Origin of the sequence: uncultured Thiodictyon sp. (assembly GCA_903837595.1) — a bacterium.
Taxonomy (GTDB): Bacteria; Pseudomonadota; Gammaproteobacteria; order Chromatiales; family Chromatiaceae; genus Thiodictyon.
In genome coordinates this window covers 1-10,447 of the sequence record CAILVI010000300.1, presented here as the reverse complement: position 1 = coordinate 10,447, position 10,447 = coordinate 1, and the positions used below count along the sequence as shown (strand labels likewise).

General features: G+C 65.0%; 14 protein-coding genes and 1 pseudogene. 8 read left to right on the top strand and 7 right to left on the bottom strand.

Annotated features, from left to right (window positions below; all coding sequences use genetic code 11):
• Window positions 1-86: 86 nt before the first annotated feature.
• Complete coding sequence (locus tag QZY44_RS16575; RefSeq protein WP_295448463.1) at window positions 87-527, bottom strand: DUF29 domain-containing protein; 441 nt, start codon at window positions 525-527, stop codon at window positions 87-89.
• A gap of 146 nt (window positions 528-673) precedes the next feature.
• On the opposite strand from QZY44_RS16575, the gene QZY44_RS16570 reads away from it, so the two are divergent.
• A complete protein-coding gene (locus QZY44_RS16570; protein ID WP_295448460.1) occupies window positions 674-1,228 on the top strand; it encodes a thermonuclease family protein in 555 nt (184 codons plus the stop codon).
• A 115-nt stretch (window positions 1,229-1,343) separates the two neighbouring features.
• Here the strand turns inward: QZY44_RS16570 and QZY44_RS16565 are convergent, their stop codons facing one another.
• Window positions 1,344-1,496: a hypothetical protein gene (locus QZY44_RS16565; protein WP_295448457.1), complete on the bottom strand. Its 153-nt coding sequence runs from the start codon at window positions 1,494-1,496 to the stop codon at window positions 1,344-1,346.
• Between the two features lie 17 nt (window positions 1,497-1,513).
• Here QZY44_RS16565 and QZY44_RS16560 point away from each other — a divergent pair, with 17 nt between their 5' ends.
• Window positions 1,514-2,680, top strand: a complete 1,167-nt coding sequence (locus QZY44_RS16560) for a M20 aminoacylase family protein (protein ID WP_295448454.1) — start codon at window positions 1,514-1,516, stop codon at window positions 2,678-2,680.
• On the opposite strand, the gene QZY44_RS16555 is transcribed toward QZY44_RS16560, so the two are convergent.
• Both QZY44_RS16555 and QZY44_RS16550 read right to left on the bottom strand, forming a co-directional pair.
• Entirely contained in the window at window positions 2,677-2,871 is a 195-nt protein-coding gene (locus tag QZY44_RS16555) for a DUF1289 domain-containing protein (RefSeq protein WP_295448451.1), read from the bottom strand. The genes QZY44_RS16560 and QZY44_RS16555 overlap by 4 nt on opposite strands.
• Window positions 2,872-3,075 carry a DUF1289 domain-containing protein gene (locus tag QZY44_RS16550; protein ID WP_295448466.1) on the bottom strand — a complete coding sequence of 68 codons (204 nt, stop codon included), beginning with the start codon at window positions 3,073-3,075 and terminating at the stop codon, window positions 2,872-2,874.
• Window positions 3,076-3,636: 561 nt separating this feature from the next.
• On the opposite strand from QZY44_RS16550, the gene QZY44_RS16545 reads away from it, so the two are divergent.
• Window positions 3,637-3,885, top strand: a complete 249-nt coding sequence (locus tag QZY44_RS16545; RefSeq protein ID WP_295448448.1) for a DUF433 domain-containing protein — start codon at window positions 3,637-3,639, stop codon at window positions 3,883-3,885.
• On the top strand, window positions 3,882-4,259 hold the full coding sequence (locus tag QZY44_RS16540; protein WP_295448445.1) for a DUF5615 family PIN-like protein: 378 nt from the start codon (window positions 3,882-3,884) through the stop codon (window positions 4,257-4,259). Before QZY44_RS16545 ends, QZY44_RS16540 begins: the two co-directional genes overlap by 4 nt.
• Window positions 4,260-4,456: 197 nt before the next feature.
• On the opposite strand, the gene QZY44_RS16535 is transcribed toward QZY44_RS16540, so the two are convergent.
• Window positions 4,457-5,347: an HNH endonuclease gene (locus QZY44_RS16535; RefSeq protein ID WP_295448440.1), complete on the bottom strand. Its 891-nt coding sequence runs from the start codon at window positions 5,345-5,347 to the stop codon at window positions 4,457-4,459.
• Window positions 5,348-5,821: 474 nt separating this feature from the next.
• Between QZY44_RS16535 and QZY44_RS16530 the strand changes: the two genes are divergently transcribed.
• The 3 genes and pseudogenes from QZY44_RS16530 (at window position 5,822) to QZY44_RS16520 (ending at window position 7,903) form a co-directional block, all read left to right on the top strand.
• Window positions 5,822-5,962, top strand: a complete 141-nt coding sequence (locus QZY44_RS16530) for a hypothetical protein (RefSeq protein WP_295448469.1) — start codon at window positions 5,822-5,824, stop codon at window positions 5,960-5,962.
• Window positions 5,922-6,122 (top strand): annotated as a pseudogene (locus QZY44_RS16525) (transposase); the annotation flags it as partial. The gene QZY44_RS16530 and the pseudogene QZY44_RS16525, both read left to right, overlap by 41 nt.
• A gap of 1,160 nt (window positions 6,123-7,282) precedes the next feature.
• Window positions 7,283-7,903 (top strand): hypothetical protein, encoded by a 621-nt coding sequence (locus QZY44_RS16520; protein ID WP_295448436.1) that lies wholly within the window; start codon window positions 7,283-7,285, stop codon window positions 7,901-7,903.
• 448 nt (window positions 7,904-8,351) lie between these two features.
• Here the strand turns inward: QZY44_RS16520 and QZY44_RS16515 are convergent, their stop codons facing one another.
• Both QZY44_RS16515 and QZY44_RS16510 read right to left on the bottom strand, forming a co-directional pair.
• A complete protein-coding gene (locus tag QZY44_RS16515; RefSeq protein WP_295448432.1) occupies window positions 8,352-8,882 on the bottom strand; it encodes a GNAT family N-acetyltransferase in 531 nt (176 codons plus the stop codon).
• Window positions 8,879-9,169, bottom strand: a complete 291-nt coding sequence (locus tag QZY44_RS16510; protein ID WP_295448430.1) for a DUF1778 domain-containing protein — start codon at window positions 9,167-9,169, stop codon at window positions 8,879-8,881. The genes QZY44_RS16515 and QZY44_RS16510 overlap by 4 nt, the downstream gene beginning before the upstream one ends.
• Before the next feature lie 520 nt (window positions 9,170-9,689).
• Between QZY44_RS16510 and QZY44_RS16505 the strand changes: the two genes are divergently transcribed.
• The gene (locus QZY44_RS16505; RefSeq protein WP_295448429.1) at window positions 9,690-10,325 is read left to right on the top strand and encodes a Spy/CpxP family protein refolding chaperone; all 636 of its coding nucleotides are present in this window, start codon (window positions 9,690-9,692) and stop codon (window positions 10,323-10,325) included.
• Window positions 10,326-10,447: the final 122 nt, after the last annotated feature.

Sequence of the window (10,447 nt, the reverse complement as noted above, 5' to 3'; positions counted from 1 at the left end):
TCCTACGGCGTAGGAGCGGCCCCCAGGCCGCGACGAATGGCGCCGCAGTGGTCAAGGCCCGGTCCACCCCACGCCAGACGCGCCGTTCACTCCTCGGGTAGCCACTCTTGATCCAGCACTTCGTGCTTGTCCCAGGGACAGGTGTCCGGAAAATCCGAAAGCCCGGTCTCCTCCGCCGCCTGGGCGGTGGCATCATCCCAGACGCCCGCCCACCAGTCCGGCCGATCGAGTTTGGGGCGCAGGCTCGGGGTTTCGTCCAGGCGACGGGCGATGCCGCGGCGCTGATTACGGATGGTGATCTGCCAACTTGCGCCCCGCCGTCCAGGCTGGTGCCGCCACTTGATCAGGTGTGCCAGCAGCACTGCCATGCGGTTGGCCAGTTCGCGCTGCTCGCTCTTTCCCACGTCCTCTATCTCCTCGGCCAGGTGTGCGATGTCCAGCAGGTCGAACCGGCCCTCGCGGAGCAGGCGCGCCTGCTCGCCGGCCCAGACGACCACGTCATCTTCGTAGCGTACGGCACTCGTCATAATGGGTTTCCCGATATCAGATCAGCCTCACTGCAAAGGGCTCGGGCGGCGGGCCGCCGGTGGGCCGAGCGCGACGCCGCGGGGCGCCTCGGGTTATGGTATCGCGCTTATCCGTCAAGGTGCAGCAGGCCCGGGAGGATCGAACCATGTGCGACTTAGGCGCCCGGAACCGAGCCCCGGCCCGCGCGCGCCGGCTCGGAGTCCTCGCCCTGGTCCTCTGCGGGGTCGGCTCTCAATGGCCAACGGCGTCTTGGGCTAGGGAATGGTCGGCAAGCGCCCAGCCCCTGAGCTGCACCCTGCTGCGGGTGCTCGATGGGGACTCGCTGGAACTGCGGTGTAACGACCAGACACTCGAAGTCCGCCTGCACTGCATCGATGCACCCGAGTGGGGGCAGACCCCCTGGGGCAAGCGGTCGCTGCGGCACCTGGAGGCGATCACCCCCCGCCGGGTGGAGCTTGAGGGGTTGGAAACCGACCGCTTCGGGCGCACGGTCGGGGAGGTCTACGGCACCGGCCCGGGGCGCCCGCTGCTCAATCTGGAGCAGGTGGCGAGCGGCCAGGCGGCGGTCTACCGGCACTATTGCGAGGACCCGCGGTTCGACCGTGCCGAGCAGGCGGCGCGCAAGGCGGGGTTGGGGATCTGGTCACGGCCGGGCGAACAGCAGACGCCCTGGGAGTTCCGGCACCGCAATGAACGCTGAGCGCACATGGACGGCCACTACTGCACTGGCGATACCGATCATGCCGAGCGCCGGGCGAAGCTGGGTTTAGGCCGAGACAAGCGGGTTGGGCCGGCCATTGCGCGTCACCATGCATTCAGGCCAGCCTATAATTGTCAATTGCGGCCTTGCCGGCAACCGGCAAGGTGCGGCCGTCGACATCGGGCGACATGGCGCAACGGGCCAGGAAGGTGACATCGCCCGTGCCCACACGCTTGGCGGAGATGTTCTCCGCGGAGTTCCAGATCAACGCAAAGGATTCCTACCATGTCTGTACTCGACCTGCCCTTCATCGCTGAACTCACGGCCCTGCGCCGCGATCTGCATGCCCACCCGGAACTGGCCTTCCAAGAGGAGCGCACCGCCGAGCGGGTGGCGCGCGAGCTGACCGGATATGGGCTTGAGGTACACCGCGGTCTGGCGAAAACCGGTGTCGTCGCCGTGTTGCGCGCCGGCACATCACCGCGCGCTATCGGGTTGCGCGCCGACCTGGATGCACTGCCGCTCACCGAGCTCAACACCACGGCACATCGCTCGCAGTACCCCGGGCGGATGCACGCCTGCGGTCACGACGGCCACACCGCCATGCTGCTCGGCGCGGCCCGCTATCTGGCCGCTCATCCCGGGTTCGACGGCACGGTCGTCTTCATTTTCCAGCCGGCCGAGGAGGCCGACGGCGGCGCGCCCTTGATGATTGCGGACGGCCTGTTCGAGCGGTTTCCGGTCGACGCCATCTATGGGCTGCACAACTGGCCCGGCGTCCCCGTGGGCTGTATGGCGGTGATGCCGGGGCCGGTAATGGCCGGCACCTGCGCCTTCGAGATCCGGGTCCAGGGCGACGGCTGCCACGCCGCCATGCCGCAACAGGGCGTCGACGCGATCGTCACCGCGGCCCAGTTGGTGCAGGCATTGCAGACCGTCGTCAGCCGCAGCATCCACCCGTGCGACCCGGTGGTGCTGAGCGTCACCCAGTTTCATGCCGGCGAGGCCTGGAACATCATCCCTGCGGAGGTCGTCCTGCGCGGCACCATCCGCACCTTCAAGCCCGCGGTACAGGCGGCCGTGGAGGCCACCATCGAGCGCCTGTGCAACGGCATCGCCGCCGCTCAGTGCGCACAAATCACTGTCACCTATGACCAACGCTTTCCGCCGACGGTCAACGATCCGACGGCCAGCGCCCTCTGCCGCCGGGTGGCCGCGGCGGTGTGTGGCGAGGAACGGCTGATCAGCGACGCCCAACCCTCGATGGGCGGCGAGGATTTCGCCTACATGCTGGCCGAGAAGCCCGGCTGCTATGTCTGGCTGGGCAACGGCCCGGACGGCGGCGGCCTGCACAACCCACACTATGACTTCAACGACGAGGCCTTGCCGGTCGGTGTCAGCTACTGGGTGATGCTGGCCCGGACCGCCTTGGCGAGCGGCGGCGCGCCCTAAATCGACGAATCGCCCTTGCTGCTATTGGCCGCAATAGCTGATGAGCCGGCGACGACCACCGTCGCCGGTGGCGCCTGCACGGCCGTCACCGCGGGGGCTGGTGCCGGCGGTCGGCCGCAGCCCTGGCAATAGCCGGACACGGGGTCGTCCTCACACACGCCGATACAGGAATATTGTTCAAAGTCGCTCATTCAGTGCTCGCAGTCACATCGAAAATCGCCCTGCCAGGGATCGTGCTCCTCGCGGCGGCGGGCAACGGCCGCAAGGATCTCTAGCCTAACGTCATCCGCCGCCCGCGGCCAGACGGCGATTTCATCCAGCGTGCGAAAACACCCCAGGCACAGGCCGAGTTCCGGGTCCATGCGGCAGACACCGACGCAGGGAGTTCTAACCATCACGTCGGCGACACCCCCGCAAGCCACAGCGCGAAGCCCCCCCTGCCGCCACCCGACGCTGACTGCTGATCCAATGGAAGCACTCCGGTAACCGTGTCGCCTGACCTGAAGGACTTATAGAATAGCCGCGGCACGGCCAAAGACCCAGTAGCAGTCAGCGACGGTTGCCGCACAGGTCCCCGTCATTCCGAGCAAAGACGTGACCACAGGGAGCGCCGCACCCCAGTGCGGCGAAGCCTCGCGACGGCTTTGGTCATCGCTCCGGCCAGGGGCGAGCCGTCATTCCGGCCGGAAAGCCGGAATGCAGGCCAGGGATGGCAATCTTTCAGCCGCCGGAGACCCACCGAAGCTAGCGGGGTGGCCGGAGCAACGATCAAGGCCCTCGCGACCGACCGCGATGTTGTGTGTTGCGGATAGTCCGGGCCGCACTGGAGTGCGGCGCTCCCAGTGGCCCGGCGCTTCGCGTTCCCCACAGCAATGGCAGCAAGGATGCTCATGACCGCCCCGTCTCCCGAGTGCATAATCCCGTCGCTAGCCACCCAGAACTGAGCGGATCAGCCAATGAACCAACACGACCTGTTACAGCGCATCACCGCCCGCCCGGACGTATTCGGTGGTAAGCCCATCATCCGCGACCTAAGGATCTCAGTGGAAATGATCCTCTCGCTGCTGGCGCAAGGTGAGACCGCTGCCGCCATCCTCGACGATTATCCCGGTCTGGAAGCAGACGACATCACGGCCTGCCTGGCCTACGCCCACGCGGTCGTCGCCCATGATCGGATCGAGCGTATCGCGGTCCTTGGGGCATGAGGTTCCTCGTCGATCGTGGTGCCGGCCAGCGACTGGCCGATTGGCTTCGCGGCCAGGGCCACGATGTGCGCAACGCCACCGAGCTGTGGCAGGACCCGGGCGATCAGGCGCTGTTGGAGTGGGCCAGGCGTGAGGCGCGGATCTTGGTCACCATCGATTCGGATTTTGCCGCACTGGTGTTTCGCGCTGACGAGCCGCATTGCGGCATCGTTCGCCTCCCTGATGTTCCCGCATCTGCTCGCATCGCGCTCATGCAGCAGCTCTTGGCGTGCCACGCCAGCGAGCTGGAGGCCGGTGCCATCCTGACGGTCGCAACGGATCGGATCAGGGTATCTTGGCCCCCATGGGGAGGGCCGGTACCCAGGTCAAACTGATTGGCCCGACGGCAGTTGCGGCGCAGGCGCCATTTGTCCCGCGGTCCGTCCGCGTCCTGCCGGCTTGATTCGACCCACGAAGCCGGCCAGCTCGCCCTCAGCGAATTCGGTGTCATCGCCACGCTCGATGGCCTCGACCCCATGGTCTGCCGCCGCGCGCAGACGCCCCGGTCTCAGCGCATCGAACTCATCAAACACTAGGAATTGCTGCGCTGAAACAAGTCGAATCTTTCTGCCAGGTAGTCTCGATTTGGTCTATCGTCGGAATGGCGCGGGAGATGAATTCTGGCTCCGTCGAACGCTTTTATTGCTTTTTCAAGCGTCGGACCATCATTTTGTTTCAAGACGGCGGTGGGAATGTGAACGATCCCATCGGCGTCGATGCCAAGCAAGTTTTTGTCGTAAGCGGCATGATGCAGTGTCGAAAGACACAAACCATTGGTAACCTCCGGGTGCCCGCGTTCATCTCTATCCGCGATAATGTGCGCCGCCTCCAGCAAACCCGGGATCGGTAGTCCGGATATAGCGCAGCGCCGACTGTACGCCGACAGCACGAGCTCGCGGAACTCGGCCTGATGGAGTCGTACCTTTGCCTCAATAGTGCTGTATCTGCGGTCTATGCGGTATGCCGATGGGCCTGGCTCACGCAAGGCCATCTCATGCGGGCTACCCACGGCGATTGTGCAGTGCAAACGCACAGGATCCCAACCCGTCAAGTAGCACGGCAAGAGAATCTGGTAGATCGCGGGACTGATTCCGTAGAAGTAAATCAGTGGCGCTTGATCTTCAAATGCCTCTCTTAGGCAGATGTTGTCGCGGCTAGTCGGGTCCACCCCCTGGAAGGCATAAGAGAAATAGCCGTCGCTACTTAGCGCATCATCGTAGCGGGTGCTGCGGCCCATCCTTGGCTGGTTCGTCTTGATACTGAGAACGCCTCGCGACATCTGGGTCGGCTTGTGGATGCCACGCGGCCGGCTGCCGAGATAGACCTTTCGACCTTCAAATTCAAAACCCTCCTGAATGGCTACCCAAGGCACCGCACCGCTGTACTCTTGCATCAAGGAAGCACATCGCGCAAATGCGGCCATGCGGATATCTTGATCTCTATTTTCCACCCTGGCGCGCTCCCATTTGATCGAACCCAAGGCGCCACTGTGCCTGCGTTCATGAGCAACATTAGAAGACCCTGAGAAACTACAACCTTGATATCGTTGGCCAGACTAATGCCGGTGCTGGCACCACATCACAGATTTGCAGTAGTAGTGTAACACAGTGCACTCGCCGTCATCTGGGAGCGAGCCAGCAGCATCCACAAAGATAGGCACCCCTCCATTACCGGGTATCCTGGGCGGCTGAATAACAGAACGCTTGCACGGGCCAGCGACGGGAAATGTGGCTGGAGCTCAGACCTTTCTCTGCCCGCCACGCGCAGCGAGTTCTGGGAACAGCAGCTGCATACCAACCGCGAGCGTCATGCGGATGCCCGCCGGGCACTCGCCCGTGAGGGATGGCGTGTGCTGGTGATCTGGGAGTGCGCACTGAAAGGACGAATGAGGCTGGCCATGGATGCGGTCTTGAATGAAAGCGAGTCCTTCCTTAATGATCCGCATGCGCTGCTGGCGGAGATCGCTGGGGTCAGCGTCAATTTGCCTGTGGCCACCGTTGCCGATAGGTCGCGACCGCAGGCGGGCCCCATGCTCTGATCAGCAGTATAGGCGCACACTCTCCTCCTTTGCCTATGTCCTGCTGTACGCCGTGCGCCGGCTCGGCTTACAGGGAACTGAACTGGCGCGCGCCCAGTGTGAAACTATTCGGTTTAAGCGCCTGAAAATCGGCGCGCAGGTGCGGATCAATGTGCGCCGGGCGCACTCTCCGAGAGTTTCCCCGGTGTCGACCTGTTCCGCTAGGGAAACGCTGATTAATTCGGAAACCGCTGAAGCCCACGCAACGGAAACAGCACGTTGCGAGACTGCCGACACCAAAATCCGGAATTAATCAGCGCTTCCCTAGGCGTTGCACAACCTCCGCGGCGGGTCGCCGGGGATGATGGCGATCGGAGCGACCGCTCGCACGGCCCTCATCGCCCACGACGGTACCGCTTGGCGGCGCCAACGGGCGGTTTTGTCCAAACACCGCCAAACTCGGCCGGCCGCGCCCGAAGGAACTGGAGGCGGAGCTGTAAGCCTTTGGCTGAGGCAGTCGTGGCAGAAGACGCAGGACCGCTGGCCGCCCTCGCGCGGGTTGGCCTTGCTCGTCGTTCCGGTCACGCGTAGGTGTAGGTCGCCGTTCAGGGCGACCAGTGAGCAAGGCTCACCCTGGCCACCAAATCCCAGTCATATGCAAATGGCGAGCTATACTGTATGTGCTAGCGCAGACCCTGTGACCAGAACGCTGATCATCGCAGACCTTGCCACGTGGCAGGCGGTGGGAGATGGAACCAGGCAGCACAATCTCGTCGGGCAACTGGGGCCGCTCGGTGCGGACCCAGGGTGATTGCGCGGCACGCCGTCCCGGTGGCGCGCTGAGTGGCTCCCCCTGCGCAATGACCCGACACCCCGCGGCACTGAGAAGCCTGCCGCCGGCACGCAAGCAGTCCCCATGCACGCGCAAGCGCGCCGCTTGCGCGCGTAGGAACCGCTCCTGCGCGCGTACTTATCGTTTTTCCGCGATACCTTATCTCTTTGTTTGTAATGATCGTTCCGGTCAGCGGCGTGAAATCATGGCACCCGCGCGCGTGAATACTCTGCCTGCGCGCGTAAATGCTCTACCTGCGCGCGTAAGTACTCCACCCACGCACGTAAGTGGTCCAACTGCGTGCGTATGTGCTCCACCTACCCACGCAAATGCCCCTCTTACGCACACAGGCGCGCCTCCCACCTGCGTCATCATCCTCTCGCGGCGCGCAGCCGGCTTGGTGCGGCGCGTCGCCGGGTGCAGCGGCAGGGTCCGACCCGGCCGCTGCAGGCAAGGTCCGTCGCGCCGCGACGGGTCTTTCGAATGACCTAACTATGGGTAATGCAACCATGCCAAAAACATCTTATTTGCCCCCGACAGATGGCGACTTGCTGCGCTGGTTTAAGCATTTCACCGATCAGCTGCCCGCAGTCAAGACGGCTCTGGGCCTGAGCGACGAAGAACTGGCCAAAGTTGGCGCCGTTAACCAGAAGCTCGACGACAAATTTGCCGGCGCCGACCATGCCGCCGCCCTCGCCAAACAGGCCACCACCGACAAGACGGCCGCCCGGGAGGAGGCCCTGACGCTGGTACGTCCATTAGTACAGCGCATCAAGGCCACCCCGGGTTACAACCCATCCATTGGCACCCTGCTCGGCATTGAGGGCGCAGAGCGCAAGGTCGATCCGACGACGCTGAAACCCGTCCTGACGGTGCTGGACCTAGGCACAGGAAAGACCCAGCTGTCGTTCCGCAAAGGCCCCAGCACCGGGGTGAAGATCTTCTCCAAGCGCGAGACGGAGACCGAGTTCACCTGCCTGGACCGCTGCAGCGTGTCGCCCTATATCGACAGCCGCCCGCTGCTGGTCGCCGGCAAGGCGGAGATCCGCAAATACAAGGTGATCTATCTGCATGGCGACGCCGAGATCGGCCAATTCAGCGACCAGGTCAATACGATTTGTTCGCCTTAGTCGATGTCCAAGCATAGGCAGAGCACCAAGTGTAGGTGCGACTTGAATCGCACCTAAGTCCTATCAGCCGGTGGTTGATACGAGGCTTGACCGTGAAAGTCGCGCTGGGAGCGCGCTCCAATTCTCCCTCTCCCATCGGGGGAGAGCCGGGGAGGGGAACGGCCAAGGCGCCCGCCACTTTCATCTTGCGGGGTGGCACGGGCACCATGGCCGTTAGCCGCGACGCGATCTCGCAAGCTGCCCTGCCCTCGTCGCGGCTGAAGCCGCTCCCACGCACGCCTTTCATCGTGCGGGGCGACTGGTGTGCTGCCATGGCCGTTAGCCGCTGGACAGTGTCTCTCTGCGGACTTGGTCCGGCTGAAGCCTCGACCTCCAGCTTGGACCGGCTGGCGGCGGCAGGGGCGATGATCGAGGCCAGCAAGGCCATTGGTCCGCACAGCGGACGGTACTAAAGTCTGGATTGGCTGACGTCTCCCGGTTTCTCACTGAGCAGGCGCCGCGCATCCTTGAGCAAGAGCAGCCATTGCTGTTCGTGCAGGGGTGACTGTATGAAACCGAAGCGGGTAGAGAAGCGCACCGCCGCGTCGTCTATCGGGTGCGTCAGCAGGGCACGGATGCCGGCCTGCCCGGCGATGGTCAGGGTGCGGCGGATGGCATCGCGCAGCAGCGCAAGACCGATGCCCCGACCCTGGTCCTGCCGCGACACGGCCAGCCGGGTCAGGATGACGACCGGGATCGGATGCTGCCCCATCCCCTGACGGACCCGCGCCGGGGCGTCGAGGCTATCGATCTGGCCGACGGTCAGGCTGTAGTAGCCGATGATGCGATCCGTGTCGGCCACGATGAAGGTCTTGGCCGAGCCGCTCGCCTGGGCCTGGCGGGCGTAACGCGCGAGCCAGGTGTCGAGCGCCGGTTTGCCGCAGTCGAAGGTGTCGATCCGGTGGCGCGCATTCAGGGGCTCCGGGGCACCCAGGCTCATGGGGTATCCCAGGGGTCGGCACGGGAGAACAGGTCGCGCAGGCCCGGGTTGTCCTGGGCCGGGCAGTCCAGCAGGTCCAGCAGTGCCTGATATTCGCCGCCAGAGACCAGGAACAGGCGCTGGTCGAGCAGGGTCTGTTCCGCCGCCTGGCAGGCGCTGTCCAGGATGAAATCGGTCAGGGACTTGTGGGCCACCTCGGCGGCGCGGCGCAGCACCCGCTCCTGTTCGGGGGTGGCGCGCAGGCCCAAGCGGGCAGAGCGGGGGGCGCTGGTCGTGGTGGATGCCATGCTGCACCTCTGAGTGTGGGTCCGGATTGGCCATGTTAGTACGGGCGACGTACGCGGTCCACCCGGGAGCCTCTTAGGAACCTGGCAAACGCCGCATCCTGGGTGGAGACGTTTTGAAGCCGTCGGGGGCCTTGGTCATCACTCCCGCCACCAACGCTGGCGGCAGCCGGTCGCGGCCTGGGGGCCGCTCCTACGGGACAGGACCGGCGGCCTGCCCCCCATCCGTGGCGCAGGACTGCGGCTTGTCGACCGGAATGACAAAAGACCGTTACCCTGGAAATGGCCGCGGAGGCGGGACGCGCCCGCTCCTTTTCACCCCCGCCGCCCACTTGCGACCTGGGTTGCTCTTCTCCATGTTAGGTGTTGCCCCAGGCACCCGTTGCCAAACCCCGGCTTCCCCGCTTCTTACGCATTCCTTGCACCGCCGCTGCAACTGCCCCGCGTAGTCTTTGCTCCCACGGGGGCGCAGCCACGGCCAGCCCCCCATCGCAGTCCAGCCATCAATAAGAGACTAAGCGCCATGAGACTCACCACCCCCCGGACCCTGCTCGCCATCGCCATCGGTATCGCCACCGCGACCGGCGCCACCGCCGCCTTTTGCGGCCAAGGCGGACCGCATGGCGATCACGGCGGCGGCCCCGACAAGCACCTCGCTCAGCTCACCGAGCGGCTCAACCTGACCCCGGAGCAGCAGGCCCAGGTCAAGACCATCATCGAGAAAGAGCACGCCGCCGCCCAGCGCCTGCACGCCGACACCCGCAAGCAGATCGAGGGGGTCTTGACGGACGCCCAGCGTGCGGAACAAAGCGCGCGGATGCAAAAGCGGCTGGATCGGCACCTGGAGCGCATGGGCAAGCGGCTGACCCTGACCCCCGAACAGACCACCCAGATCCGCGCCATCCTCGTGGAGCGCCAGACCAATCCGGATCTGGACCGCACCGCGGTCAAGGAGCGCATCGCCGCCGTCCTGACCCCGGAGCAGAAGCAGCAGTTCGAGTCCATGGGGTCACGCGACGAGCACCGCGGCAACCAGGACCGCGAACCTGGGCGTGATGGCCCGCGGCACGGCCAGCGCGGCGGACCGGACGGGGACGGCCCCGACGGACCGGATGACGGACCGGACGGCGGACCTGACCAGGGACCGAATCAGCGCTAACCATCGCTTACCGTGAAAGTCGCGCCGGGAGCGCGCTCCAATTCTCCCTCCCCTATTGGGGGAGGGCGGGGTGGGGAACGGCCAAGGCCGTTGACTGATCGCCGCGCGCCGGTGCCACCAAG

Excerpts from the sequence above, each read along its gene's own strand:
- QZY44_RS16575 (WP_295448463.1), bottom strand. The coding sequence starts at position 527 with ATGACGAGTGCCGTACGCTACGAAGATGACGTGGTCGTCTGGGCCGGC.
- QZY44_RS16570 (WP_295448460.1), top strand. The coding sequence starts at position 674 with ATGTGCGACTTAGGCGCCCGGAACCGAGCCCCGGCCCGCGCGCGCCGG.
- QZY44_RS16560 (WP_295448454.1), top strand. The coding sequence starts at position 1,514 with ATGTCTGTACTCGACCTGCCCTTCATCGCTGAACTCACGGCCCTGCGC.
- QZY44_RS16555 (WP_295448451.1), bottom strand. The coding sequence starts at position 2,871 with ATGAGCGACTTTGAACAATATTCCTGTATCGGCGTGTGTGAGGACGAC.
- QZY44_RS16550 (WP_295448466.1), bottom strand. The coding sequence starts at position 3,075 with ATGGTTAGAACTCCCTGCGTCGGTGTCTGCCGCATGGACCCGGAACTC.
- QZY44_RS16545 (WP_295448448.1), top strand. The coding sequence starts at position 3,637 with ATGAACCAACACGACCTGTTACAGCGCATCACCGCCCGCCCGGACGTA.
- QZY44_RS16540 (WP_295448445.1), top strand. The coding sequence starts at position 3,882 with ATGAGGTTCCTCGTCGATCGTGGTGCCGGCCAGCGACTGGCCGATTGG.
- QZY44_RS16535 (WP_295448440.1), bottom strand. The coding sequence starts at position 5,347 with ATGGCCGCATTTGCGCGATGTGCTTCCTTGATGCAAGAGTACAGCGGT.
- QZY44_RS16530 (WP_295448469.1), top strand. The coding sequence starts at position 5,822 with ATGGATGCGGTCTTGAATGAAAGCGAGTCCTTCCTTAATGATCCGCAT.
- QZY44_RS16520 (WP_295448436.1), top strand. The coding sequence starts at position 7,283 with ATGCCAAAAACATCTTATTTGCCCCCGACAGATGGCGACTTGCTGCGC.
- QZY44_RS16515 (WP_295448432.1), bottom strand. The coding sequence starts at position 8,882 with ATGAGCCTGGGTGCCCCGGAGCCCCTGAATGCGCGCCACCGGATCGAC.
- QZY44_RS16510 (WP_295448430.1), bottom strand. The coding sequence starts at position 9,169 with ATGGCATCCACCACGACCAGCGCCCCCCGCTCTGCCCGCTTGGGCCTG.
- QZY44_RS16505 (WP_295448429.1), top strand. The coding sequence starts at position 9,690 with ATGAGACTCACCACCCCCCGGACCCTGCTCGCCATCGCCATCGGTATC.